This window comes from Bacteroides sp., assembly GCF_052357945.1.
Lineage (GTDB): Bacteria > Bacteroidota > Bacteroidia > Bacteroidales > Bacteroidaceae > Bacteroides.
The window spans coordinates 35,928-62,923 of sequence record NZ_DAWCXD010000003.1 but is presented as its reverse complement, the minus strand read 5'-3'; the positions used below and the strand labels follow the sequence as shown (position 1 = coordinate 62,923).

Sequence of the window (26,996 nt, the reverse complement as noted above, 5' to 3'; positions counted from 1 at the left end):
ATTATTTAATCTTTTCCCGGATCTTCGTCAGATACTTTTTCATACCTTCCGCATCCTTGTTTTCGATGATTTCGAGAAGGTTTTTCAACTCTGTCCGGATATTAGTCACTTGTCCCGGAGTGCGTGGGTTGAACAGTATTTCCTGAAGCAGGTAATCATCTTCGCTTAGCAGCCCTTTGGCGATTGCCATGTGCTTTTTGAACGTAGTTCCCGGGGCTTCCTGATGTTTCATTACGGCAGCAAATACGAACGTCGATACGAACGGAATAGAAAGCGAGTAGGCTACTGTTTCGTCGTGCTCATCAAATGTATATTCGAAGATGTTCAACCGTAATGTCTGATAGAGGTCTTTGAAGAATATTTTTCCCAGGTGGTCGCCTTCACTGATAATGATGGCATTTTCACTGCTTAGATTGCTAAGACTTGCGAAAGTCGGGCCAAACATAGGGTGACTGGAAACGTAGCGGAAACCACTTTCTTCGTAGAACTTCTTCAATCCTGTTTTTACAGAGGCAATGTCACTAATGATACAGTCTTTCGGTAATACAGGCAGTATTTTGCGAAAGGCATCCAATGTGTACTTCACTGTAACAGCATTAATAACCAGTTCCGGTTCAAATTCCTTAATCTCCTCCAATGTAGTGAAACGATACGTGTTATAGACGAAACGCAACTGGTGCGGGTTGACGTCGAACACGGCCGTCTCGTGTTGAAAGCTCAAAATATCAGTAAAGAAGGAGCCCATTTTACCGGCTCCAAGGATTAATATTCTCATAATGTTTATTATTTAGTGAGAGTGTGTCAAAACACAAATTATCGCAGATTATTTCAACTATATTGATATATTAATCAACGACTTATAAAATTATTTCTGCAATAATTTGCGTTAATCTGCGTTTTATTATTCATTATGACACACCTTCACTCTAACTACTTATTAATAATTTCCATCTGTTGACGAACCGATTCTTCGTGGATGGCTTCGAAAATCTTCTTCATAAACTCGCTGTCCATACCGCATTGTTCGCCCTGCGCGCCACGTTTTTCCAGAATCTCATTGTAACGTCCGGCTTGAAGAACTGTGATTCCGTGCTCCTTTTTGTAAGTACCGATTTCACGGGCCACACGCATTCTTTTTGCTAATTCCTGAATGATATTGTCGTCACATTCATCAATCTGTTTACGGAGTTGTGCCAGACTTTCGGTAGACTGTGTTTCCGTACGGATTACCAACAGATTGAGGATATAGTCGAGTACGTCCGGAGTAACTTGTTGAGAAGCATCGCTCCATGCGCAATCCGGGTTGCAGTGGCTTTCTACAATCAAACCGTCGAAATTCAAGTCCATAGCCTGTTGGCAAAGCGGTGCTACCAACTCACGTTTTCCACCGATATGGCTCGGATCACAGAAAATCGGAAGATTAGGGATACGGCGGCGTAGTTCGATAGGAATATGCCATTGGGGAAGATTCCGGTAGATCTTTTTGTCATAACTGCTGAAACCGCGGTGGATAGCACCCAGACGCTTCAAACCAGCGTTGTTGATACGTTCCAGTGCTCCGATCCATAATTCGAGATCCGGGTTCACCGGGTTCTTAACCAATACAGGGATATCAACCCCTTTCAGTGCGTCAGCGATTTCCTGTACGGCGAAAGGATTGGCAGTGGTGCGTGCACCTACCCAAAGAATATCGATTCCCGCTTTCAGACATTCGTAAACGTGTTTGGCTGTTGCTACCTCTGTAGAAACATACATTCCAGTTTCTTTCTTCACCTCTTTCAACCAGGCAAGACCTTCTACACCGATACCTTCGAAACCTCCCGGTTTGGTGCGCGGCTTCCAGATTCCGGCACGATATATTTTTTGTCCTTTAGCAGCCAGTTGTTTGGCTGTATCCATTACTTGTTCTTCCGTTTCTGCGCTACACGGGCCGGCAATGACAATCGGTCTTTTAGCTTCAACGCCCGGTAATAAAATTGATTCGAGTTCCATATTCTTATTTGTTTTTATTCTTTTAATAACTTGTTTTCATTGAAATTGTTCTGTTGTCTCATTCTGCTGTCGTTCTCTCTTTGTAAGAGGTTAGATTCTTTTAATTCTTTCCAGAGCTTCCGCCAGCTTATTGTCCTTGCAACAAAGTGAGATACGAATATACCTTGCTCCGTTGCTGCCGAAGATAAATCCCGGAGTGATAAACACTCTTGCTTCATGCAGCACCTTTTCTGTCAGTTCCTCTACATCTTTGCAGGAAGCGGGAATCTTTCCCCAAAGGAACATTCCTACTTGTTTTTCGTCGTAGGTGCATCCCAATGTTTTCATGATCTCACCGGCGAGGTGACGACGGTTGCGATAGTTCTCGTTATTGCCTTCATACCAGTCCGCTTCGGCTTCAAGAGCAGTTGCTGCAGCCAGTTGCATAGCACGGAACATACCACTGTCGATATTACTTTTCACTTTCAGTATCCATTGCACGAATTCCGCGTTTGATGCCAGCATGCCGATACGCCAGCCGGGCATATTGTGGCTCTTGCTCATAGAGTTAAACTCGATGCAACAGTCTTTGGCTCCCGGTACACTTAGGATACTGATAGGCTTATCGTTCAGGATAAAGCTGTACGGATTATCATTCACAATTACGATATTCTTACGACGGGCAAAGTCAACGAGACGTTCATAGATTTCCGGAGTTGCATTGGCTCCCGTCGGCATGTTGGGATAATTGGTCCACATCAGTTTTACGCGGCTAAGATCCATCTTTTCCAGTGTCTCGAAGTCAGGCATCCAGCCATCCTCTTCTTTCAGGTCGTAGTTGATAACTTCCGCTCCGAGTATTTTACTCAAAGAAGTATAGGTGGGGTATCCCGGATTCGGGACTAGCACCTGCTCACCCGGATTGACGAATGCCAGCGTAACATGGAGAATTCCTTCTTTAGAGCCGATTAAAGGCTGTATCTCCGTATTCGGATTCAGTTCCACTCCATACCAGCGTTGATACCAGGCAGCGAAGCCTTTGCGCAGTTCGGGGATACCTACATACGGTTGGTAACCGTGTCCGTTGGGATCATGAGCATTGTTGCACAATGTTTCGATGGTTTCCCTTGAGGGAGGCATATCGGGGCTTCCGATGCCGAGGCTGATAACATCCTTTCCCTCTGCATTCATCTGTGCTACCTCTTTTAGCTTCTTTGAGAAGTAGTATTCGCTTACACTTGCCAATCTGTCGGCAGGAGCGATTTTATACGTTTGACTTTCCTTCTGCATATTCGCCTAATAATTTAAGTTCTTTGGTTAATGGAGTGATTGCGGCAATAGACTGCTTGTATCTTAGATAATCGTTGAAAGCTACATCTACGTAAAACTGGTATTCCCATTCCCGTCCGATGATAGGTAACGATTGAATTTTGGTCAGATTGATATTATAGAACGATAGAATGGATAAAACCTGTGACAGGCTGCCTTCCGTGTGTGGAAGAGTGAATACGATACTTGCCTTGTTGGTTGCATTGGCATGATGTTGGCGGAGTTCGTCTACTTGCCAGGGATCGGCAACAACCAGAAAACGGGTGAAGTTGTGCTTGTTCGTTTCAATACCTTCCTGAAGGACTTTCATGCCGTAACGTTCAGCTGCTGCTTTGGAGCAGATGGCAGCGTGTCCTTTCAGATTTTCATTCTTGATGATTTCTGCGCTGCGGGCCGTGTCTTCACCTTCCACCACTTTCAATTGCGGATGTTGATTCAGAAATTCACGACACTGCATCAGGGCGATAGGGTGGGAGTTGACTTCTGTCAGATCTTCCCAGTTCTCATCGGGGAGACAGACAAAGCTGTGTGAAATGCGCAGTTTGTATTCACCGATAATCTGTGTGCCGCTTTGTCTCAACAATTCATTGTTGTGCAACAAACTTCCCGCAATCGTATTCTCGATGGCTAGCATTCCGATGACCTGGCTGTCTTTCCGTATCGAAGTAAACACGTCTTCGAAGTTGGCACAACAGATTAACTCTATTTCTTCTCCCTCGAAGTACTTGTGTGCGGCGATATCATGATATGAGCCGAGTGTTCCTTGAATTGCTATCTTTTTCATTGTTCTAAATGTATTATATAAAAAAATCCCGCGTCCATATTGGAGCGGGATTCATATGATTGATTTCTCTATTCAGTCCTTAAGCATCACTGTCACTTGATACATACAAACTCCCGCTCTACTTTGTTGCTAAAGTAAAAGTAAAAAAAGAAGTAATATGCATAAGTAAATGATTTCATTCGAATCTATCTTTTTTGCTTTGGTTTTTAATTCTGGGGCAAAAGTAATAATTTTCTGTTAGATGCAAACAAAAAACGATATTTTTTTTGTTTTTTCATCAAAAACAAATGAAAAGGTCATTCTGTATTACATTTGCGCTTCTGCTTTAAGTGATACTTGCCTCTTGGTTTCCGGTATTTAGAAGATACCCGGAAGTGTCTCCGGCTTCGGTCCCAAATTTTTGAATTCTCCGTTCAGGCCAGCTTCCTCTTTCGGATTCAACTCCAGAGATTTCTTCATGTCCTCTACGGAACCATCTTTATCACCATTCAGTAATTTAGCGCGTCCGCGTTCTTTGTAGGCTTCCGCAAAGTTCGGATTCAGTTCGATGGCTTCATCAAACAGGCCGATGGCTTCCGTCAGTTTTTTCTGGTTGATATAAAGTTGCCCTAAATAAAGGTATGCCTGTTCGTTGAACGGGTTTATTTCCGTCACCAGTTTGTAATCCTCTTCCGCTTCTTCGTCCTGACCGTTGGCTTCTTTCACTTTTCCACGCAGGAGCATGGCAGTCTCTTCTTCCGGGTTTTGGGCAAGTACAGCGTCTATATCCTCCATCATTTCTTTATATTGTTTCAGATTTAGCAACGCTTCCGCACGTAACAGACGGGCTTCGATGAAGTCATCTTTCAAAGTGATTGCTTTGGTGAGATGGGCAATAGTCATCAAATCATCGTCCTGTCCCTTACGGGCTTTCCCTAACAGGTAATGAGCCACGGCATTTCCTTCTTCGATGGCAATTGCTTTATTGGCAGCCTCTTCCATTGCCTGATAATCTTCCTGGATGAAACATACATTTGCCAGTGTCAGGAAAGTACTCGTGACATGAGGCTCCATTGCGGCCATTTTCTCCAATAGTTCGCGGGCTTTTGCCGTTTCTCCCATCTGAATGTAGAGTTGACTAAGATAGCCCATTGTTTCAAACTCTTCCTGGATGGCAAGAGCTTCAGTAAAACATTTTACTGCATAATCCGGACGTCCCATGCGTTGCGCACGTAAACCGTCGTATTTGAAAATCTCGAAATTTTTCTGATCGTTTTTCTGTTTTTCACTTTCCGGAGTTTCCGACTTACCGGAGAAGAAAGATTTAAAAAAGTTCGGCATGGTTGTGTTATTTTTGAGTTACCTTGCAAAGGTAGTAACTTATTTTGAAATATGTATCATTCCGTCCTGCATCTTCCACTCACCTTCCTCCAATAAATACTGGATGACTTCGCTGATTTTCTCTTTATCCGCTTCTATCTTATCGGCTATTTCTACTGGTGTCAGCGGTTTCTGGGTAAGTAATTCTGATATTTTCTTTTTCAGTTCCTCGAAATCGAAAGAATTCTCGGTCAGGGTATCGGTTGCACGGTGACTAAGACAAACATCGCATTGTCCGCAGTTGTGCTCGTTCTTCTCTCCGAAGTAACGGAGCAGCATTCGGCTCCGGCACACATTCTCCGAAGTGACATACTCTTCCATCGCTTTGATGCGGGCTTCATACCGGGCTTTGCGTTCTTCGTAGACGGAAGGAGGAATATGCACAAAACGAAGTTCCTGCCGTTCGCGGGTGTATATAATATAAGGTGTCTTTTTGTGTGGAATGTAATCCACGATACGACGTTTGGTAAGCGTGACCAGTATATTATAAATTTGTTCGCGGGTCAGTCCGGTACGTATGGACAGGGTGGCTTCGCTGATATAGGCATAGTCGGTGAATACTCCGGTGTAAGAGCGGAGAATCGTCTGTATCAGTGCTTCGGCTTCCGTTCCCATTTCTCGCAATTTGTATAGTTCGTCCCGGCGAATCGTGAAAAGAATACGAGAGGCATTATCCTGTTCGTCCGTATATTCCAGATAGCCGGCTTGAGTCAATATTTTCAGTGCACTGTCTACCGGAACCGGGAAGTATTTGAACTTCCGGCAAAATTCTTCCAGATTAAACTCGCGGACACATTGGAAACCGTCGCCCATTGCCATCTGATAGTAATACTGCAAATGTTCGTAGACATTGAGAATATACTCCTTGTCGGGGAAAGTATCCACAACGCGCCTGTGTAGCGTCGTTCTGTCCGTTTTGGTGTATAAGATCACAGCATACGCTTTTTCACCGTCTCTTCCTGCACGACCGGCTTCTTGGAAGTAAGCTTCGAGAGAGTCGGGGAGATCGAGATGCAATACGATGCGCACGTCGGGTTTATCAATCCCCATTCCAAAGGCGTTTGTCGCTACCATTACACGAACTTCTCCGCTTTGCCAGCGTTTTTGCCGGAGGTCTTTTACGGCATTATCCAGTCCGGCGTGATAGAAGTCGGCGGTAATATCTTCGTTTACCAGTAACTCGGTGATTTCTTTGGTGCGTCGTCTGTTGCGGACATAGATAATGGCGCTGCCGGGTATCTTTCGTAAGATATGCAACAGCTCTTGAGTTTTGTTATCCGTTTGCCGGACGATATACGCCAGGTTTTTCCGTTCGAAGCTCATGCGGAAAACATTCTCTTCACGGAAATCCAAGCGAGCTTGAATATCCTTCACTACTTCCGGAGTGGCGGTCGCCGTAAGTGCCAGTACCGGAATTCCCGGTAGCAATGCCCGTATTTCGGCAATTTTCAGGTAAGCAGGGCGGAAGTCATATCCCCATTGTGAGATACAGTGACTTTCGTCGACCGTAATCATGGAGACTTTCATTGATCGCAGTTTGGTGCGGAATATGTCCGTGTCCAGACGTTCCGGAGAAATATAGAGGAATTTGTAATTACCGAAGATACAATTCTCAAGAGCAGTGAGAATCTCCTGCCGCGTCATGCCCGAATAGACAGCAAGCGCCTTGATGCCGCGTTTACGCAGGTTTTGCACCTGATCTTTCATCAGGGCGATGAGAGGAGTAATGACAATGCAAATTCCTTCCTGGGCGAGAGCAGGCACTTGAAAAGTGATGGACTTACCGCCTCCGGTCGGCATAAGTCCCAGTGTATCTTTGCCTTCGCCGATACTGGTGATGATCTCCTCCTGCAAGTCGCGGAAGGAGTCATATCCCCAATATTGTTTTAATATCTCCTGATACTTATTCAATCGGCTTTATATCCTCGATTTGAAGTTGTACTTCCCCACGCTTGTGCGTGTTTTCTTCAATGGTGTAACAGATGTCGAATGAACGTTTCGTTTTGATGTAACGTACATGCGAACTTTGTCCGAATGCAATACCGTTCATTACATTATTCGATTTATTATCGACCAGTTCGAGTTTGATATGTTCCTGATCGCGCCCTACCACTTTACTCGTTCCATAATCATAGACATGATGAGTGCAGAAAATGGGTTTCGTGTTATCAGGACCGAAAGGATTAAACTTCTTCAGGTCGTTGAAAAACTTGGATGAAATATCCCTGAAGTCGATTTCAGCATCAATTTCGATTACAGCACTGGTTTGTTCCGGCAGGATATGCTGTGAAACGTATTCTTCGAACCGTTTGGTAAAGGCATCCACATTCTCCACTTTCATCGACAGTCCGGCGGCGTATGTATGCCCTCCGAAGTTTTCCAGCAGGTCGCGGCAATGTTCGATTGCTTTATATACGTCGAAGCCGGAAACTGAACGTGCGGAGCCTGTTGCCATATCATCCGTCCGGGTCAGTACCACGGCAGGGCGGTAGTACACTTCTGTCAGACGGGAAGCTACGATACCAATCACTCCTTTGTGCCATTCTTCGTTGTAGAGCACGATGGAGCGGCGATCGGCTAATCCTTCCAGATTGGCAACGATGTTGTTTGCCTCTTCCGTCATACTCTTGTCGAGGTCTTTCCGGGTTTCGTTGTACTGGTTGATTTGTCCGGCTTTCTCAAGCGCTATCGAGAAATCTTTTTCCGTCAGCAGGTCTACGGCTTCTTTTCCGTTTTGAATACGTCCTGATGCATTGATGCGCGGTCCGATTTTAAACACAATATCGCTGACGGTGATTTCCTTTTCAGAAAGTCCGCATACGTCGATAATAGCCTTCATACCAATGCTCGGGTTACTGTTCAGTTGCTTCAGACCGTGGTAGGCGAGGATACGGTTTTCACCCATAATCGGAACGATGTCCGATGCAATACTCACGGCTACAATATCAAGCAAAGGAATCAGGTGGTGGAACTCGATACCGTTACTGATAGCGAATGCCTGCATAAACTTGAAGCCGACTCCACAACCGGAAAGGTGAGTGTACGGATACGTATTGTCCAGGCGTTTGGCGTTCAGAATAGCTACGGCAGGCGGAAGCACATCATCCGGTACATGATGATCGCAGATGATGAAATCAATCCCTTTCTCTTTGGCATAAGTGATTTCCTCTACTGCTTTAATTCCACAATCGAGTACAATAATCAGCCCTACACCGGTTTCTGCGGCATAGTCCACTCCTTTTTTAGAAATGCCATACCCTTCATTGTATCGGTCGGGTATGTAATAATCAAGGTTCGAATAGAACTGTTGAATAAACTTGTAGACCAATGCTACGGCAGTAGTACCGTCTACGTCATAATCTCCATAAATTAGAATACGTTCTTTCTTTCCCATCGCCCTGTTCAGACGTTCTACTGCAATATCCATATCCTTCATCAGGAACGGATCATGCAGGTCGGGCAATTGCGGGCGGAAAAACTTCTTGGCATCTGCTGCCTTCGTAATTCCCCGCTGCACCAAAAGTTGTCCAAGTATCGGGCTAATCCCTAGTTCCTGGGCCAATGTCTGGCTTGTCTCTGCCTGTTCGGGTGTAATGGGTCGATAATTCCATTTGTGATTCATTTTATATATTGTTTTTTCTTTTTCTGTTCTCAAGGGTTGAAAAGGCACTTCTTTCCAACAAGGGGTAAAAGTACGAAAAAAAGCGGAAGTGTATAGTAGATAAGACGAAAATATTTCAAGGCTGTAGAAAACAGAGGTTTGATAAAGGTAGCTTTTTTACTTGTGAAAGATATGGGATGCTGACAAGCAAGTGTGAAACTCTATTCTAACTAACTTGTCCTGTGGTCAGTTCTTTTTTTAGAAAGTCGTACACGTAACCGGCACTTTGGTAATAAAGTCCCGTAGTCGGATCACTCAAACGCTCAAAGGTGTCGGAATTGTAGTAGATTTCCATTGCTTGCGTCATATTATACTGCCATTCCTCCATGAGTATCCGTATGATTTCACTACTTAAATCTTCAATCATACATTCTATTTGTGTATTCGTCAGCTTCATAGTTTCTTTAGGTATGAAAGGGCATGTTCAGTGCCGAAGTAATATTGTATGGTCAACCCTTTGGCATATTTTAGTTCTTCAATCAATCTGCTCATTGAAATGTCTCCCATGCTGTAACGACGTAACTGATAGGTTACTCCGTCGTCGGCAATAGGACCAATGACTATATCGTAAGTGTGTGCAGGATGTGTATGGCTACGGTCGCGGTTGAGTAAAACGAACTGTACCCATTCTTCACAGTAATCATCGAATATTTTTATTTGCAGATCTGAAGTCTTTATTATTTGATCTTCCAGTTCGAAGATGGTCACAGATGGCTCTCCGGATTGTAATTGATCGGTTTTTTGTTTGGCTAAGGCATGTGCCTGTTCATAACCGGGAGAAAGATAAAATCCTTGGCCAAAGTCTTTGAAGGGCTTTGAACGAGATAGGTCCGGCTTGTCTATTTTCATATTTGAACCATGGTATAGCTTCATTACAGTTGTCCTCCATTTCTACGGCATACCATTGATAAAGCTTCAATAGAATCTTCGAAAGATTGTGTGTGCATTACTTCATAGTGTTTTTGTAAAAAAACAAGGCCTTTAAAACGATTCAAATAGTTGAATGCCTGTTTTTGCTTGATTTGATAAGTCGCTGCGAACTCTGCGATTAAAGCTACAGTAAAATTCAATTTGTTTTTCTCTATGCGAGACATCATGGTTCTCCTTTCTTCATTTGTATTATCTTCCGAAAACAAAGATAGGAAAAACTCTGCAATATCAAAAATAAGAAGCTATTAAAAGTTGACTTAAAGCTCTGTTGCTCACTCTGAATTAGATGCAGTCAGAAGATATGGATTATCTGGATAGTAAAAAAGGAGGTAGAGAAAATGGAGCGAGCGGAAAGTTACAGGGATTTTTGGATGAATGGCGATTATTAACTAGCTTTAGCGGCCTAAATGATTCATTTCTCTATCTATGATAAAAAGAAACTTGTTAATTGCTATCTTGATTTTATGTTCTATCGGAACATTGAAAGGGCAAACCGCATCCGATTCTTTGGCAATCGTATCTGCCCAATGGAAGGTGGAAAGTCCTCAAAAAGGACTCATTTATAAGTATGCTTCTATCCCCCGATTGTATCAGGGACCCCAGTCTGTTAGTCTGATAGAAGTTGATCCCGGTGCGGGCTTGAAAGTTGATGTTGCCGTTTCGGATAAAATGAAAGAAACAAGTAAGATTGCTTCTGAATATAACGCCATTGCAGCCATTAATGGCTCCTATTTTGACATGAAACGGGGAAACTCGGTCTGTTTCCTGAAGACGGATCGCCAAGTTATTGATACAACGCTGCAGAGTGAGTTTAAACAGCGTGTCACAGGAGCCATTAGTGTGCGCAAAAGGGGAATGAAATTAATTCCTTGGAACAAACAGATAGAAAAGAATTATAAAGGCAAAGCAGGTACGATACTAGCTTCCGGTCCGTTAATGTTGAAAGACGGACAGGTTTGTGATTGGAACTCGTGTGAACCGAATTTTATCCGGACGAAGCACCCTCGTAGTGCTGTTGCTACTACTAAGGATGGAAAAATACTGTTGATAACGGTAGACGGGCGTTTTCCTGAACAAGCAGGAGGAGTGAATATCCCGGAATTGGCACATCTGATTCGTGTTTTAGGGGGTGAGGATGCATTAAATTTGGATGGAGGTGGATCTACTACTCTTTGGTTGTCCGGTGCATCGGATAATGGAGTCGTTAATTATCCTTGTGACAATGGGCGGTTTGACCATGCCGGCGAACGTAAAGTTCCTAATATTCTTTATATAACGCATCAATAACGTTTCCATTATTCTTCATTGTATTTAAGGTCTTTCAGTGCATAGATTAAGACTTTTCAGTGCAGAAACTAGTGACTTTTTGTGCAGTCGGGTAGTCGTCCCGTTGTAACGGGACAATAGGCACTTTATAAAAAGACGAATGTCACCTTATAGGGTGACATTTATCATTCTATAAGGTGACTAGCTATCTTCAAAAGGATGAAAATTACTAAAGATACAAAATTAATTAGTGAAAAGCAATAGTAGGGTAAGAAATTTATCTGTATTGCAAACAGACTTAGAATTCAAATCCGAATCTAATTCCTACTCCATGTAACTCCCATGTATCATCCCAAGTGTTATGATAATAATGTCCTCCATAGCTGTAACTATAATCCGTTGTGGTGTCATAATCTTGGAAGTTATATATCAAAGCTAAATTCAAGGCCTTTTTTCCTTTTAAAGAAAAACGTACTCCTACTCCTATTGAAGCATATGCTCCTTCTATGTCTCCTACAGCATATCCGGCTTTTACGTCGGCAAACGGAGTAACTCTTTTGTTGATGAAGTTAGCTCTGAAGTTGGCATAGATGGGTGCTGCAACAAGATCTGCATCTGTATAGTAGTTGAGAGCGACACCGCCACCTACAAAGAAATAATTGTTGAACTGATAACCATGTGTGGTTGATAATTCAATTTTAGAGGCATTGTAGTCACTCACATCGCCAATATATGCAAAGTCTACAAAACCCTTATAACCTTTTAATGTATTTCTTGCGGCTTTGCGGTCGTTGGTATCTTTACGATAATCTCTTGTGTACCGCTCTTCTTTTGTGATTTTAGTCACATCACTCATCTGACAGATGATGAGGCTGCCATCACTTGTTTTGATTTTTAAAGAAACATTGGGCACTTGTTCAATGATTACTCCTTTGATAATGCTGCCATTCTTTAAATACACTACTTCTGTGTAGTTCTGTGCTGCGACATAAGTACTGATACTTAACAATAAGGTCAGCAATAATAGTAGTTTTCTCATGTTTATATGTTATTGGTTTATAATTTCTTGAGTGCGCTATGGATAGAGCCTGCCCAATAGTTGCGTAATCCGAAACCACGTGCTTTTCCATCTGTTATCCATTCTTCAATGATTTCCTTTGTTTCGGTATTGAAGAATACGACTTCATACGTACCTCTATTGTTTGATTTGTCCAGGAACTGTGCGATAAACACCATACCTACTCCGGGTGTTTTCTGGATAGGCAATGCGTTGATGGCTGCTTTGATTTGCTCTTTACTAAGAGTATATTCTCTTTTAGCAGTCATTAGCTCGGCCAGGTCGATGTTTTCGTTCACCTGATTAACGGCATCCAGTGAAATCTCTGTCACTTCTTTTTTCAATTGTTTTCCTACGTTATACTTCTTAGCTTCTGTGATGAACAGCTCATTGATACGTCTGAAAGCATCTTTGAATTGTGCCGGTGATTCATCTGCACCGAAAACTTTTACTTGGGAGTAGTCTACCCCATAGAACTTAATAGACTGAATGTCTTTCAATGCACTCTTGCCTTGTCCGAAACAGAACAGGCTCGTGCTCAAGAATAAGAATAGAATAAGTTTTTTCATATACGTTAATGTTAAAGTGATATAGTTGGTTACTAACTTCCAAAAGTAGAAAATAATTATCGTAAATCAATGAATTTTATCGTTTTTCGACTCATCGGAGGCATTTGTATCTTGGCAATGTACTCTGCCGATTCAAAATTGATGCTTGGCGCCACTCTGACTTTCGAACGGAACAGATCTTTAATCTCTTTGGCAAAGGCTTCGCTACGGTTCTCGCTTCCGATACGAATCAGAATCTCATCCGTTCCCAATTCATTGGTATAAACTTCAATAATATAGTTTTTTACCGAAGGTATATTATCCAGAATGTCGAATAATGCAGGCGGATATAACGTTGTTCCTTTGTATTTAATCATTTGTCCTTTCCGGCCGAGGATGGAGCTTAGGCGGATGGTATTTCTCCCGCAACCACAGGGCTCGGTGTGGTGGTAGCAAATATCGCCTGTTTTGAAACGGAGCAACGGCATCCCTTTGACTCCGAGCGTCGTGATCGTTACTTCCCCTGCTTCTCCCTCTTCCACGGGGCGATTGTTATCATCCAGAAACTCTACAATGATAAGTTCCGGTTGCAAATGTCCTCCGTGGAATTCATTACACTCGGTAAAGGACGACTGCATTTCGGTGGAGGCATAAGTGGAATACAACTGCAAGGCAGGCCATTTATCGTGTATCTTCTGTCCGAGCGTATTCAACTGGAATTCCTGATTGCGCAATGCTTCTCCGATACAGATACACTTCTGCATGGAACAGGTATTATGGTCGATATGATTCTTTTCGGCAAACTCTATCAGTTTGATAAGGAAAGAGGGGACCACCATTCCACAAGTCGGATGTATCCGTCGAATCGTGTCCCATTGCAGTTCCGGGATGCCGTTGCCTACACGGATCACTCCCATACCCAGTTCGCGGGCTCCCATATAATAAGCCAAGCCTGCCATGAAACGGCGGTCGATGGTAGTCATCAATTGAAGAATATCCTGCTTGGTGCATCTGGTGGTGGTGAAAGATAGGTATTCGTTGTAAGAGAGACGGTCCAGGTCTTCAGAGGTGAGAACGAAAGTGACCGGATCTCCCAATGTGCCCGAAGTCGTCACATAGTCGATAATTTCCTCTTTGTCTACGCAGATGAAATCATCGTTATGGAGTTGCAAGTCCGTCTTGGTAGTGACGGGGATCTGTTGCAAGTCTTCAATCGTCTTTATTTGATTGATATCAATGTGATGTTCGGCAAACATCTGTTGATAGAACTTGGAATGTGCTTGCAGGTAGGCTAACGCTTTGGCTAACTGTTCTTCCTGATAGCTTTTGATATCTTCCGGTGAGCGGAACTGAATTTCAGGATTCTTTTCCATCTTTGGATTGTTTTTGAATTTTCTGTTGGATACGTTCTTTCTCTTGCAACTTGGGAATAGGTCTCTTCAATGCCTGTTGCCAGTATGCAATAGCTTGTTGAGGTTGCTGCATGGCCTCGTAGTAATCTCCTATTACTTCATATACATAGTATAGGGAAGGATTGGAGGCTTGGTATGTTTTTAAAACAGATTCCTCTATCTTTTCCTTTTTTCTGATTTTCTTCAATAAAAGCGGAGTCAGTTTCTTATACGTGAGAAGATGCTGGAACTCCGGTGTGTCGATGAATTTATCTTCCGGAATGGTCAGAGCGGAACTGTATATTTCGTGTTGCCAATCAATCGTGTCCTTGAATATCTTATTCAGGTCATAAGCTACGTATTTCCCACATTGCCAGGGAGAAGTAGATACCCACATCAGCCGTTTTTCCGGCTGGAAGATGACGGAATGATGGGCAATAAACTGATTGATGGCCATTTCGTTGGCCAGTCCCAGGTCTGTGTTTTGCAAGCCTTTGTGGTCACGCAGGATAGAGGCGGCTTTGGAGACATCTATCGGAAGATCCTCATTAATGAGTTCCGTTAATCGTGCAAAACGGTATGGGCTGTCGGAAGTGCGGATATTTTCCATGTTTCGTTCGTCCTTGCTGAATTCTTCCGATTGGTAATGGTTGGTGCAGATGAGTCGATTGGCTTCTTTTCCGGTGAAAAGCACTGTTTTCTCCGGAGATTTCTCGATAATCGCGGCCTTGCCGTCTTTGGCAGAACCTATCAATATGGATTCGGAGACGAATGTTTCCCGTTTTTGGGCGATGGCAAAGGCTTCATCAATAGTGGCTGCATATTGCAGAATCTCTCTGGTCAGGATGGAAATGGGGGTAGCGGAACTTGTCGGGACAGCAGATTTGGCAGCATTAATTGTCACGGTAAGACCTGTCTCGTTCATGCCGGATAACACTCCTATCATACCCGGCCATCCCACAGAAGCAAACCTGTATCCTTGCTCCGGTACATAAAAAGCCACCTGCTTGTTCTCTGCGAAGGCATCTCCAACGTAGAAATCGAAGTTACGTCCGATCAGCAGGGATGAATCTGCACTTTGTGTTCCCCAAGTGGCGAACGAACTGCATCCCACTAACATATAATCCTGCATGGCGTGTCCCAGGTCGTGCGCCGAATGGTAATTCAACTGGCGTTCGTAAGGAGTGCCGATGAAGTCGTACTCATGTGTACATGATAGCGAGATTCCGTAGATCTCGTCGCGGTATTCTTCGAGGACGTTCTCACCCAGATTACGGTTGAATAATACAATGAAGAACCGGAGGAATTTCAGATAACTGTCTGAAGGAACAATCTCACGAATCTGATCCACGAACACTTTCTCTTGATGGTGGAGCAGGTCGGAAGACAGTTGCCCGATAGCTTCTCCTCTCTGGAAAGCATCCCCTTTCACAAACAATTCCCATAAGCCGCTGTCGCTGTGCCGGAGAAAGTTATCTCCATAATGCCGGAGGTGGAGACTGTCTATATCAATCACTTTGTCTGTGGTCATACTTTGCTCATGTTTGGGCGTTTGCATATCCGCAGAAAAGTAGAGATAGCTGATTCCGGCTATCAATAGAACAATGAGCGACAGGAAAAGGAAGCCCGTGTATTGGAGTGTCTTTTTGACTATTCTATGCATTTCCTACTTTTTTAGCCAGATATTCTTGTCCTACAAACTCCGCACAAGTCAGCATGGCAGTTAGTGTTACCCCTAATGCACCATGCACATTCAGGTTTTGCCCGGTGAGAAAGAGGTTTCCCAAGCGGCTTCTTGTAGATACGAAACCAATTTGCGGACATTTATAATCTTTGATAATCCCATACGCGGAACCATCCACTGTTCCTGTATAGTCCCGATAGCTTAATGGAGTAGTGGTATACATCTCTTCTATGTTTTCTGAAAGGTCAATGCCATGTCCTCGGATGAAGCGGAGAATCTGCTCTGCTTTCTCCTTTTTGAAGGATTGGTAGTCTTCTCCCCGATGTTCGGGAGTCGTGTCCTTCCAGGCAGACAGTTCATCTATATACATCGGTGCCAGGATGGAAATGACACTGGCATATTGACTGTCCTCGGAAGACGCTTGCATGGAAATCATACAGTTGGTGGTCCGTCCCGGATAGAGCAATTTATCATACCACACTTTATTGTTCGCATGCAGATACAGGTTGCGGTTCTGATAGGGAGTGCTTTTTTTCTTCATTACCAGGTAGAGCGTAAAGATGCCGTAGGTATTTTCCAGCGAACGGATGCGGGAAATATAGGCATTCTTGATGCTACGGTTTTTATCCAGTATCTCCAATGTCCGTTGGGGATGCATATTGGAGATGACGAAGTCGCTTTCCAATCGCTCTTCTCCGTTGATGATAACCCCTTGTACCTTTTCGTTTTCAACGATGATGCGGGTGGCTTCACTGTTATTGAGCACGGTCCCTCCGTTTGCCCGGATTACATTGATTAGCTCCAGACTGACTTGCATACTTCCGTCTACAAAACGGTAGGCCCCTTCAATATAAGAGTGGTTAATCATGGCATGCTGGTAGAAAGTGGAGACATCTTTCAAACCTCCGTAGAGTAAAGCTGAACCTGCCAGTACATTTCGTAAGGCGGGGTCCGGAGTGATATCCGCAATCAGATGGGCGGCAGAGGTACAAAAGTATTTCATACCCTCCAAAGCGAGTGTGCCTTGTTTCAGGTGGTCTACGCTAATCAGGTTTCCGACAGCCTGAAGCTGTTCGGCATAGCATTTCAAGTTTTCTTTCTCATGCGGGAAGGAACGGCAGATGGTTTCAATAAACTGCGGGTACCCCATTGCATAATCGTATGTTTTTCCTTTATAGTAGATCGTGTCAAAAGCAGCATCGTCCAAGCGTTTTATTTTCAGCTTGTCCATGATACCGAAATAGCGGAAATACTGGTTCATCACTTGACCCTCATCCAGGCTTCCTACATAATGAATACCCGTATCCAACAGATGCCCTTTTCGTTGGTAAGTCTGGAAGCATCCGCCGAATTGCGCATTTTTTTCTACTACGCATACGTTGAATCCCTCTTTGCTAAGAATCGCTCCGCATTCCAGTCCGCCAAGGCCGCTGCCGATAATGATGATGTCATATTTGCTCATACTAGTTCGGTTTTCTAAATATGTAAATGGTGTTTGATGTATATTTGTCATTAGGAATGATTTCGACAGCCATTCCACAGGCGACTGCTATTTCCCGTAATTGGGTTTCAGTGGTGAAATACAGCTCTCCGGTTGTCCGGTTGAAGTTGAAAATACGGGTGGATAGTAATTCCGTGAACCGGGTTAACCGGTGCTTGGAAGCGTTGGCTGAATTTCCGTCGCGTATGATAATCATTCCTTGTGAACGTAAGCGACCGGCACATTTCAACAATAGGGTTTGTTGATGTTCGTAGCTCATATAGTGAAGCATGTCGTTCAGGATAAAGACATCACTTTCCGGCAGGGGATATTCCAATGCATTGCCATGCTTGAACTGGAGATGCTCGTTGCGTAACCATCCGTGCTGCGCCAGCGCTATCTTGTCTTCATCGTAATCAATACCCAGGATTTCCCGGTCCTCGGAAAGCAGAGACAGCATATAGCATAACGGGCCGAAGCCGCAACCGATGTCTGTGATTTGCCCTTGGACGGGAATCAACCGGTTGAATAGCCGGTAATTCTTTTCCATTTTTACTTTGATACGGATATACCATTCTACGACGGGACCTTTATAGATATAGTTCTGGATAAGAGCTTCGTAGAACGCCGGATTGTCCGTCGTGTTCTGTTCACGGCAGATACGGGCATAAACCTCTTTCATGTAAGCGGATATGCGTTTGGTACGCTCCTGATAAGTACTTCCGAAAGACAGGTCGTCTAATGGTATACGGGGAAGTATTTCCGTATAGATGATTCCTTTCCGGATATTGAAAGGTTGTGCTTTGGCAATGATTTTGTTATTACCATAAAGCAGGATCGGGAGAATATCCAGTTTCAATGCTTCTGCCAGATAGAATGCTCCTTTGTGGAAACGTTTCATCTTTCCATTATAGGTACGTGTGCCTTCCGGGAAAATGGCGATGGAGTAGCCCTCCTTCACTTTTTTCCGCATCCGTTCCATATATTGCTCGTATCCTTCGCCTATATAATAGAAGTCGACATAACGAATGATGGTTCCGAAGAAAGGAGAGTGCCATACCCAATGGTTGGTTACCATCAGGATTTTAGATGAAAGAGACAGCAATACCAGAATGTCGATGAACGACTGGTGGTTGGCAATGATAATTGCCGGATGGCGGAAGCGTTCGTTGGCTTTGTTGATATGCTCTTTTTTGACGGCGGTGGCCAGTAGCAAAATTCCTTTGCAGGTGATTTGTATCAGGCGGCACACCAAACGCTGCTTGCTGCTTTTGCGCACAGGCACCGGATAAAGCAGAATAATCAATATACGGAGGACGATGCAGCCGATAAAGAAAAGCAGGAAGAGCAACACGGTACGTATCAATCCGATAAGCGTATAAGGCGGCAATCCTTTGGAAGCGGGGCCTGCGATGAAGAACCGGAAAATGAGTGGCTGAATGGTATAGGCCACCAATACCACTGCTATCATACCCAGAATGGAAATCAGGGAAATGGATTGCAAAGCCGGATGTTTGGCAAACACAAGTGCTCCCATACCGACCACTGTGGTGAAGGCGGAGAAGAAGATGGCTGTTTTATGCGAATTCAACACCTTCTGACCTGTACGGTATTTGTTTTGTAGCCCGTCCATAATGAAGATACTGAAGTCATCTCCAATGCCAAAGATAAAGGTGGACAGGATGATGTTGATAATATTGAACTCAATTCCCAGAATTCCCATTAATCCTAAGATGATTACCCAGCTGATTAGCATCGGGAGAAAACTCATCAAGGTAAGCTCGATACGTCCGTAGGAGAACCATAGTGCAAAGAATATCAGGAAAGAAGAGATGTACAGAATCAGGTAAAAGTCGTCATTGATGGCCGATACCCATTTGTTGGCAAAGTAGGAACGGTCGAAGATGACTACATTCGGGTCTTTATTAAAGTTCTGGTACACAGCTTCCTTATCCGGTTCGCAGATCCGTATCTGGCTGATAAGCATGGTGATGGAATCGGCAGAGGTTTGCCATTCATTCAATAGCTTGCCGGATAAATCGTCTCCTTGCGCGGTGTAATGATATTCACCGAAAGGTTGGTTCATCCATTGATAAAAAGAATCAAAGCTTCCCGGACGGAAACGATATTCGGCAGCAGCTGTTTCCAGCTGTTCACGGACTTGTTGCTGTTTTTCATCCGTCCAGTAATCTTTCCATTTCTTCAGGCGTTTCTGCTGCTCTTGCGGAGAGATCAGAAACTGTGAGGCGGAGGCATACTCTTTGATGAGTCCCTGCTCTTTCAGTATAGATAACTTATGATTGGTTGTTGCATAAGTTTCGGTAGCCTGATTCATGTCTTTTCCCACACTGACAAAAAGCACGGTCTTTTCGTCGTTGTCGAAGAGTTGCAGTAATTTTTCTTCTGATTGTTGGAGATGGCGGGGCTCATAGTTGAGACTCATCATATCGTTGTTGAAGCCCACCTTTTGCGAAGTAAACAAACAGATTACTGTAATGAGGAGGATGCCGCCTACCAGCCATTTATTCTTTTCGTAAGAATAAGCGTTTATTTTCTCGATGATGCGTAGTATGCGTCCCTGTTTGACGTCTGCCTGTCCTTTCAGAAAATGAGGCAGGTAAATGAGACAGAAGAGGGTGGTGCCCACCAATGCCAGAGAGGCAAACAATCCGAAGTCGCGTAACAGATCGGAACTGGTGAATATCAATCCCAGAAATGCGCCGATGGTGGTGAAACTACCTACCGTAAGCGGATAGGCTATCTCTTTAATAAGTTGTTGCACGGTGGAAACATGGTTCTGATGTGCCAGCATGTGAATGGAGTAGCTTAGTGCAATACCCATCACTGCCGAACCGGCTCCCACTGCAATGGCGGAGATACTTCCTTTAATAAAGAAAATGAGAAACAGGGCAAATAATCCTCCGAACAGTACCGGAGTAATAATCAACGGTATCGATCTCTTTCGTTTAAAAACGAGTGAGATAAATACAATGATGATAAGCAGTGCCAGGGAGGAGGTCAAGATGGTATCTTTCTTAATCTGACGGGCGTTGTAGACTCCCACGGAGGGACCACCGAAATATTCAGCTCGAATGGTAGGAGATTCTCCCTGTACGTGCTTGAGCTCTTCTTCGAGTATCTTTATCAGTTCGTCGTTCTTTCCGGTGCTGCCTGTACTGAATACCGGGGTAATGAACATAAGTAAGGTGGAGCCGTCTTTGGAGAAGATATGTTCGTCATAAATCTCGTAGTTGGCTTCCAACTGGAAATCTTGCAAATGTTTCAGGGTTTCGCTTCCCAGTCCGAGCGGGTCCCGGAGAATATAACTTCTTAATGCAATTCCGGCAGGAGAGAGGAGGTTGGTATAATTCTTCTGCATGGTAGCCTGTATCCCTTTATCCGTCAGTAAGGAATCAAAGCGTTGATAGTCCGTATCTGTCAGGAAAAGCGGGAGATGTTCATAAACGAAGTCTGTGGCTCCTTGGATGAGGCTTTGGTCTACTTGTGCGAAAATTCCTTTAATCAGTTTACCTCCGGCTTTTTCAGTCAGGGTTTGTTGCAGTTGTCCGGCTGCTTCTATCAGGGAGTCGGGTTCTACGCGGTGACAGGTATCTGCCGAGGATAACATAATGATAATCTTATCCTTAATCTTGAGATTGTCGAACACTTTGATTGTGTTCTGGGAATCTTTAGTGTCGGGGAAAAATTGTGTGATGTTCTCTTCGAACCTTACTTGCAGGGCAAAGAATCCCATTAACAGGACACAACTGATGAGTGACAAATAGAACAGAATCTTGTGCCTCTCGAAATAATCATATAGTCCGATAAAAAACTGGGTCATATCTTTTTTTTCCTACACGCCGTGAGCAGAATGAACGCGATGGTTCCTGCCAGTATGCTGCAACCGACTGCAAAGATAACACTTCCTATTAAATATTGCTCTATGACTGATTTTACATTTTCAAAAGAAAGTTCGTTTAAATGCAGATTGACAGGATCTCCCAGCACTTTGCAACCGGTTACGTAACTGCCGTACAGCAAAAATGGAATCATCGGAGGGATACTGATATTGGCTGCTATAATAGCTATGACTTTATTCAGTCTGAACAAATGTGCCAGAAATAACGTGATTAGCATTTGATATCCCCATACCGGAACGATACCCATGAATACGCCGAGTGTGATGGCAGCCGTGATCCGCAGATTAGATTCGGGGGAGTGGGTGACATGATCCGAGAAAAACTGCTTGCAGTTCTTCCAGGTCAGTTTACGGAAGAAGTTTCGGGGGATGATCCAAAGGAAAGTGACGAGCACCAGTACTGTGTTCAGGATACTGATACGGGTGAAATCACGGAACGGTCGAAAATGAGAAACCCGCTCTTCCTGTGGCGGATAATAAACATGTACCGGAATGTTTTTAACGGTAATGCCTCCCCAGGCTGCAAAGACAAGTGCTTCCAGCTCAAATTCGTATTTGGCGGTGTAATACCACTTGTCCACATTCATTCGTTGGATGGGGTACAGGCGGTAGCCGGATTGTGTATCTTGCAGTTTGATACCAGTTTCGAGGGTAAACCAGAAGTTGGAAAACTTATTGGCAAATGTATTCTTTCCTGGCATATTGTCCGAGGCGAGGTTACGGGCACCTACCAATAATGTGTCCGGTTCTTTTTCTATGGCTTCGATCAATGCGGGAATATCCGAAGCGAAATGCTGTCCGTCAGAATCAATGGTGATTGCATACCGGAATCCTTGCTTTTTGGCAAAGGATAGTCCATGTCTCAAAGCTACTCCTTTTCCTTGATTGACAGGGTGGGTGATGATATGTAAGTTAGATTCTCGGCTAAGTATTTCGGCAGTTTCATCTGTAGAACCGTCGTTGACAACAAGGATATCGGGGGCGTAGAAACGTACACTTTCTATGACGTCCGCCAGTGTCTTTCCATTGTTGTAACTTGGGATGATAACGATGATCCCTAATTGTTTCAACTTCTCGTGCCAATAGGCTGTACTTATTTGTTCCTTCATGCTTTCGGGGTAAGTGCAGCTTTTAATTTAATGAAACATTCGTCCTTTACGGTATTTTCCTCTACAGTGCTCTCTTTCACTGTACTCTTTTTTACAGCTTCCTTCTTTACACTCCCTTCCGCTTGCAACTGAAGTGTACCTTCTTCTGTCTCTTTAAAAGTCAGTGCCACCGAAATGTGCGGTGTTTCTATAGGATTGATAGCCGAAAGAAACTTGCAGGAAGACACTTGTGTTACTTGCAATTTTTGCTGGCGAATATCTTCTACACATTCCTTGATAAGTTGTAACAGGCAAACTCCCGGAACTACCGGATGTTCGGGGAAATGTCCCTGATAAACAGGATGCCCGGGATTCAACTTTATCTGGATAGTCCAGATCGTTGAGTCCGATGATTCGGAGGAAAGGATGGTATAGAAGTTATCAAGTAGCATATATTAAATCTCTTTAGATAGTTTATCCAGACGGATCGTTAACCGAATCCACGGATGTTTGATTTTTATTTGTGCGGGATCGCCCGGAGTATTGCCAGTGATGTAGACCACTGACTTTCCAAAGCCTTTTCCACTGGTTCTTTTTTCAGTAGCACTGTCTTTGGTCGCTTTCACACGAGTATCTTTCCCACTTAAGAACAGACGTCTGAAATCCATCTCCAGAAGTTTCAGCACCTTTTCCTTTTTCATGGGTTCAATGCAACTGTTGACAGTAAACTGATCGTTGCGAAGAGAAAAATCGAAAAGGCTTAGTCCGAAGTAAGTAGACGCTACGATCCGGATTTCGTTATCAGGCATACGGCGTACTATTAGCATACCGCTCATGTGATGTCTCATGAAATCCAGTTGGATATTGTATTTTTGCGAGCTTTCTCCTTGTGTTAGTTCAATAGCGGGGGGCACGGTACTGCCTTCCCCGCTCATTCGGGAAGAGCAGGAAGTCTGGATCTGTATCCATAAGAATAGCAGAACCGTCAGACTAACGAATCGCAAACTTTGTCTCATTCTTCAGGGAGTTGAACTTTTTATTATAGAATTCGTATTCTGTATAGTTTGTGGCTGTTTCGGACAGACGGAGTTTGTGTACCGACATATCTTTCTTGTCCAGATAGATTTCTATACCGGCAATATAGGCTTGTACCGCTTTGTTGGTCGGTTTTATTTTAACCAGATAGTATCGTGCGTCTTCAAAATACTCCAGCAGGTAGTTGGACGACATTTTAGACAGGTCGCCTATCATACACGCGGTCAGCATATCCTGCATCTGTGCCATCATTTTGTTCGAACTAAGATTCATGATACTTTTCTTGCCATCCGAAACGATTTTGAGCTTACTGCCGTTTATCACGATGAGATAATTCATCGGGCGGAAATATTCCATGCAGATTTTATGGGTCTTCTGGTAGTAGAACTTCCCTTTGGAAGTAACCTTCTCATCGAATACATCGAGATATTTCACTTGGGTGAAATCGCTTTCGATGGACTCTACGGTTTGCGCCTCCTTTGCCAGGCGGCTTTCAAACTCTGTCTTTTGCGCCATCTTTTTCATGCCCTGGGCATGGGTAGAGACTATAGACAAGAAGAAAAGCGATAAATATATTAATAAAGTTCTCATACCTTTTTTATTTTATGCCAATAGTTTGTCCGGACGGACAACGGTATATCCTTGTTCTTTCAGCAAATCCAAGATTTGTTTCACTAGCTGGTCGCTGTCCGGCATCCGGTCGTGCAACAGAATAATGGCTCCCGGTTCAAGATGTTTCCGAATCCTGGCAAGGACTTTATCCGGTGCTGGTTGTTGTGTATCTAGTGTACGGATGCTCCATCCTATAGAGGTATATCCTAACTGTCGAACGGCTTTTGCAATCGTTGGATTAGTAACACCAAACGGCGGACGAAACAAACTAACCGGCTGCGAAGTTACTCGTTCTAGTTCACACTGACAAGTTTGCAAGTCTTTTTTCATCTTGGAGAGCCCGTATAGCGGGAATAAACCGGAATGGGTATGCGAATGATTTCCAATCAGATGACCTTCTGCCACCATTTTTTGCAAGATTGCTTCATTCCCTTTTACCTTTTGACCGATACAGAAGAAACAGGCGGTTACCTGATATTCTTTTAGTACCTGCAGAACTTTGGGAGTCTGTAGGGAGTCGGGGCCGTCATCAAAAGTCAGGGCGACAATCTTTTCCGCAGTATGCTTTTTGCAAAATGACCGGAGGTAAATTCCCGATTGAATGCTATAAGAGGCATAAACGAGAAAAGACAGGAGCAAGAGCAAGCAAAGAAGGAGGCAAACGATTATCATACGCTTTTCCGGATTAGAATCAATGAATGATTGATGGAGTGGTGATGATTGTAAATCAATATATGGGTCGAGGTAGTGCAGTTGGCCGATTCGTTCACTGCTTTCCATACCGCATACGATGTTGCGGTAGGATATTCACCACATTCATTCTTAAAACTAAGATAAGCACTTTCCGGGAAAAGGTTTGTTTCAAGCTCTTCATAAATAGAGTTGCCATTGTTGACAGTTTGCTCGTGAGAGTCATCTTGATTGTGTTGCTTCTTGTTTTTTCCGGTAACCAACCACTGAATATCCTGACATTCTAAACCATTTCGTTGCAAAAAACGGATGATTCGGGAGCTGATTTCTTCTGTTGTCTGTTTCCCGATGAAAGTTTCGACTCCCTGTATTTCAGCCAACGGATGCTCTCCGGCTTCCCGACTTAACAGAAAGAATTGAGCACCTTCTCCGGCTGCTATCCCTTTCAGCATTCCCAGCCGTTGCTGAATCGTGTAACTGGTTTCTGTTATTTCATCGATGGCTCCCACAAGTATATTCTCGCTTCCTTCTTCTATTTTCATCATAGCGTCCAATAAAGCACTTTCAAAACTAAGTCCACGGTGGACATAAGTCATGTTGTAGGCATGTATTTGATGAATCAGAGCTATTTGTGCACCGATTGTATTGAATGTCGACTGGATGAAAGGAGTAGGATTCAGCATCCGCTCTTCATTATCCAATAGGTTGTTCAGGAATTTTTCCGTATCTGTCAGGCAGCCCAATCCTGTTGCTGTGATGATTCCTTGTATCTTTTCAGGAGATAGTTCACCCATACATTCCAATCCGCAGGCCACCCCCATTTTTACGATACGGCTCATACGTCTGCGCAAGGTCGCATTGGTGATAATATCCTTATAATCGGGTTCGCAAGCCTGAAGATAAGGGTGATTATTTTCTGGTGAATGATCCTTTGGCGGATGAATGGAAGCGATGCGTTGAATATAAACTGGCTGCATAGGCTTAAATACTTAAAGGTGCGTTCATGCTGGAAAATTCGTTGCGGAAAAGAGGAGCGATGAATCGTTTCCTCCGAAACCGAAAGAGTTGGATAACACATGTCGGATGGGGATTCCTTCTTGAAAAGAGGTTTCCGGTATCAGTCCTGTTTCCGGCATCGCATCCGTAAAGTTCAGGTTGGGATAAATCAGCCCTTTATCTATTGAAAGAACGGAGTAAACAGCTTCAATTCCTTCGGAAGCTCCTAAGGTATGTCCGATAAAAGCTTTTACCGAACTAAATGGCGGAACATGTTCTCCAAAGATTCTTCGGAGTGCCATACCTTCTGACGCATCATTGCCGGGAGTACCTGTTCCATGTACATTGATATAATCGATTTCTTTGGGAGAAATGCCGCTGGAGGCGATAGCTTCACTCATTGACAGAAAGGCACCGTCCCCTTCAGGAGAACTTCCTGTTTGATGATAAGCCTCATTTGTATTGGCGTAACCGCTAAGTTCGCAATAAGGAGTTCTTTGAAGTGAACTTTCCGATTGAAGCACTAAGTAACCGGCACCTTCTCCCAGATTTAATCCGGTACGTGAGCGGTCAAAAGGACGGCAATGTGTTTTGTCCAAAATCATCAGGGAGTTGAATCCATTGAGCGTAAACCGGCAAAGTGCATCTGTGCCTCCTACGATAGCGGCATCCAGTAGCCCGTGTTTAATCATTCTTGCTCCCAGCATGATGGCATTGGCTGCTGACGAGCAGGCTGTACTGATGGTGGTTATAAAATCATTGATACCCAAATACGAAGCAATCAATTCTGTACTGGCTCCGCAGTCGTGTGAAATTACTTCCCGTAACCGTCCCTGTCCCGGGTTCTTCTTGAAAGATTCATAGAAGTGCTCGCTCAAATCCATGCCGCCAACGGAAGTGGCGGAAATAAAACCGATACGTAATGATGGTGTGAGTCCCGCATCTTTCATTGCTTCTTCGGCTGCCATCATTCCCAACAAGGCTGTACGTGATACAGTGCGTTGCAGCGGTAAAGAGATCAGTTTCTTCAGTTCCTCATTGCTACGTTTCACTTCGGATACGGGCACATCGAGAGCCGTCGGAAAAAGAGTTACTTTTCCGATGCCATGCTTTCTTTGTCTCAACGCTTCTATATTTTCGGAAACTCCGATACCGATGCCCGAAACAACTCCCAATCCGGTGACGTATATCTTCAT

The 26,996-nt window shown here is 43.9% G+C and carries 24 protein-coding genes; 1 reads left to right on the top strand and 23 read right to left on the bottom strand.

The genetic code is table 11. From position 1 onward, the window contains the following. Position 1: 1 nt before the first annotated feature. The 10 genes from ACT8YW_RS01645 to ACT8YW_RS01600 form a co-directional block, all read right to left on the bottom strand. On the bottom strand, positions 2 to 775 hold the full coding sequence (locus ACT8YW_RS01645) for a prephenate dehydrogenase (protein ID WP_004297263.1): 774 nt from the start codon (positions 773 to 775) through the stop codon (positions 2 to 4). A gap of 155 nt (positions 776 to 930) precedes the next feature. Then, complete coding sequence (locus ACT8YW_RS01640) at positions 931 to 1,992, bottom strand: bifunctional 3-deoxy-7-phosphoheptulonate synthase/chorismate mutase type II (protein ID WP_004297264.1); 1,062 nt, start codon at positions 1,990 to 1,992, stop codon at positions 931 to 933. A 90-nt stretch (positions 1,993 to 2,082) separates the two neighbouring features. Then, a complete protein-coding gene (locus ACT8YW_RS01635; protein WP_074557406.1) occupies positions 2,083 to 3,261 on the bottom strand; it encodes a pyridoxal phosphate-dependent aminotransferase in 1,179 nt (392 codons plus the stop codon). Then, a complete protein-coding gene (locus ACT8YW_RS01630; RefSeq protein ID WP_004297266.1) occupies positions 3,236 to 4,084 on the bottom strand; it encodes a prephenate dehydratase in 849 nt (282 codons plus the stop codon). The genes ACT8YW_RS01635 and ACT8YW_RS01630 overlap by 26 nt, the downstream gene beginning before the upstream one ends. A gap of 357 nt (positions 4,085 to 4,441) precedes the next feature. Beyond that, entirely contained in the window at positions 4,442 to 5,404 is a 963-nt protein-coding gene (locus ACT8YW_RS01625; protein ID WP_444103761.1) for a tetratricopeptide repeat protein, read from the bottom strand. Positions 5,405 to 5,443: 39 nt separating this feature from the next. Beyond that, positions 5,444 to 7,354 carry a RecQ family ATP-dependent DNA helicase gene (locus tag ACT8YW_RS01620; protein WP_444103760.1) on the bottom strand — a complete coding sequence of 637 codons (1,911 nt, stop codon included), beginning with the start codon at positions 7,352 to 7,354 and terminating at the stop codon, positions 5,444 to 5,446. Next, complete coding sequence (gene recJ / locus ACT8YW_RS01615) at positions 7,347 to 9,065, bottom strand: single-stranded-DNA-specific exonuclease RecJ (RefSeq protein ID WP_052587872.1); 1,719 nt, start codon at positions 9,063 to 9,065, stop codon at positions 7,347 to 7,349. The genes ACT8YW_RS01620 and recJ overlap by 8 nt, the downstream gene beginning before the upstream one ends. A 205-nt stretch (positions 9,066 to 9,270) precedes the next feature. After that, positions 9,271 to 9,501 (bottom strand): hypothetical protein, encoded by a 231-nt coding sequence (locus ACT8YW_RS01610; protein ID WP_004297270.1) that lies wholly within the window; start codon positions 9,499 to 9,501, stop codon positions 9,271 to 9,273. Continuing rightward, complete coding sequence (locus ACT8YW_RS01605) at positions 9,498 to 9,977, bottom strand: DUF3990 domain-containing protein (protein ID WP_444103759.1); 480 nt, start codon at positions 9,975 to 9,977, stop codon at positions 9,498 to 9,500. The genes ACT8YW_RS01610 and ACT8YW_RS01605 overlap by 4 nt, the downstream gene beginning before the upstream one ends. Continuing rightward, positions 9,977 to 10,198 (bottom strand): DUF3791 domain-containing protein, encoded by a 222-nt coding sequence (locus ACT8YW_RS01600; RefSeq protein WP_004305471.1) that lies wholly within the window; start codon positions 10,196 to 10,198, stop codon positions 9,977 to 9,979. Before ACT8YW_RS01600 ends, ACT8YW_RS01605 begins: the two co-directional genes overlap by 1 nt. Positions 10,199 to 10,460: 262 nt before the next feature. Here ACT8YW_RS01600 and ACT8YW_RS01595 point away from each other — a divergent pair, with 262 nt between their 5' ends. Beyond that, a complete protein-coding gene (locus tag ACT8YW_RS01595) occupies positions 10,461 to 11,321 on the top strand; it encodes a phosphodiester glycosidase family protein (protein ID WP_004297274.1) in 861 nt (286 codons plus the stop codon). Positions 11,322 to 11,598: 277 nt separating this feature from the next. On the opposite strand, the gene ACT8YW_RS01590 is transcribed toward ACT8YW_RS01595, so the two are convergent. From ACT8YW_RS01590 to ACT8YW_RS01530, 13 genes are read right to left on the bottom strand one after another with little or no spacing between them, the layout of a single operon-like run. Then, positions 11,599 to 12,339 (bottom strand): hypothetical protein, encoded by a 741-nt coding sequence (locus ACT8YW_RS01590; protein WP_217724983.1) that lies wholly within the window; start codon positions 12,337 to 12,339, stop codon positions 11,599 to 11,601. A 17-nt stretch (positions 12,340 to 12,356) separates the two neighbouring features. After that, positions 12,357 to 12,926 (bottom strand): hypothetical protein, encoded by a 570-nt coding sequence (locus ACT8YW_RS01585; RefSeq protein WP_444103758.1) that lies wholly within the window; start codon positions 12,924 to 12,926, stop codon positions 12,357 to 12,359. A gap of 56 nt (positions 12,927 to 12,982) precedes the next feature. Next, positions 12,983 to 14,278, bottom strand: a complete 1,296-nt coding sequence (locus tag ACT8YW_RS01580; protein WP_444103757.1) for a phenylacetate--CoA ligase family protein — start codon at positions 14,276 to 14,278, stop codon at positions 12,983 to 12,985. Further along, positions 14,262 to 15,959 (bottom strand): C45 family autoproteolytic acyltransferase/hydolase, encoded by a 1,698-nt coding sequence (locus tag ACT8YW_RS01575; protein ID WP_444103756.1) that lies wholly within the window; start codon positions 15,957 to 15,959, stop codon positions 14,262 to 14,264. The genes ACT8YW_RS01580 and ACT8YW_RS01575 overlap by 17 nt, the downstream gene beginning before the upstream one ends. Next, a complete protein-coding gene (locus ACT8YW_RS01570; protein WP_272721144.1) occupies positions 15,952 to 17,442 on the bottom strand; it encodes a phytoene desaturase family protein in 1,491 nt (496 codons plus the stop codon). The genes ACT8YW_RS01575 and ACT8YW_RS01570 overlap by 8 nt, the downstream gene beginning before the upstream one ends. Before the next feature lies 1 nt (position 17,443). Beyond that, entirely contained in the window at positions 17,444 to 21,301 is a 3,858-nt protein-coding gene (locus tag ACT8YW_RS01565; RefSeq protein ID WP_444103755.1) for a 1-acyl-sn-glycerol-3-phosphate acyltransferase, read from the bottom strand. Next, positions 21,298 to 22,488, bottom strand: a complete 1,191-nt coding sequence (locus tag ACT8YW_RS01560; protein WP_444103754.1) for a DUF2062 domain-containing protein — start codon at positions 22,486 to 22,488, stop codon at positions 21,298 to 21,300. The genes ACT8YW_RS01565 and ACT8YW_RS01560 overlap by 4 nt, the downstream gene beginning before the upstream one ends. Next, positions 22,485 to 22,919 carry a 3-hydroxylacyl-ACP dehydratase gene (locus ACT8YW_RS01555; protein ID WP_004324727.1) on the bottom strand — a complete coding sequence of 145 codons (435 nt, stop codon included), beginning with the start codon at positions 22,917 to 22,919 and terminating at the stop codon, positions 22,485 to 22,487. Before ACT8YW_RS01555 ends, ACT8YW_RS01560 begins: the two co-directional genes overlap by 4 nt. A gap of 3 nt (positions 22,920 to 22,922) precedes the next feature. Further along, positions 22,923 to 23,483 (bottom strand): hypothetical protein, encoded by a 561-nt coding sequence (locus tag ACT8YW_RS01550; RefSeq protein ID WP_444103753.1) that lies wholly within the window; start codon positions 23,481 to 23,483, stop codon positions 22,923 to 22,925. Beyond that, positions 23,458 to 24,093 carry a LolA family protein gene (locus ACT8YW_RS01545; protein ID WP_444103752.1) on the bottom strand — a complete coding sequence of 212 codons (636 nt, stop codon included), beginning with the start codon at positions 24,091 to 24,093 and terminating at the stop codon, positions 23,458 to 23,460. Before ACT8YW_RS01545 ends, ACT8YW_RS01550 begins: the two co-directional genes overlap by 26 nt. Positions 24,094 to 24,105: 12 nt before the next feature. Next, complete coding sequence (locus tag ACT8YW_RS01540; RefSeq protein ID WP_444103751.1) at positions 24,106 to 24,786, bottom strand: polysaccharide deacetylase family protein; 681 nt, start codon at positions 24,784 to 24,786, stop codon at positions 24,106 to 24,108. Then, complete coding sequence (locus tag ACT8YW_RS01535) at positions 24,783 to 25,781, bottom strand: beta-ketoacyl synthase chain length factor (RefSeq protein ID WP_444103750.1); 999 nt, start codon at positions 25,779 to 25,781, stop codon at positions 24,783 to 24,785. Before ACT8YW_RS01535 ends, ACT8YW_RS01540 begins: the two co-directional genes overlap by 4 nt. A gap of 24 nt (positions 25,782 to 25,805) precedes the next feature. Beyond that, complete coding sequence (locus ACT8YW_RS01530) at positions 25,806 to 26,996, bottom strand: beta-ketoacyl-[acyl-carrier-protein] synthase family protein (protein WP_444103749.1); 1,191 nt, start codon at positions 26,994 to 26,996, stop codon at positions 25,806 to 25,808.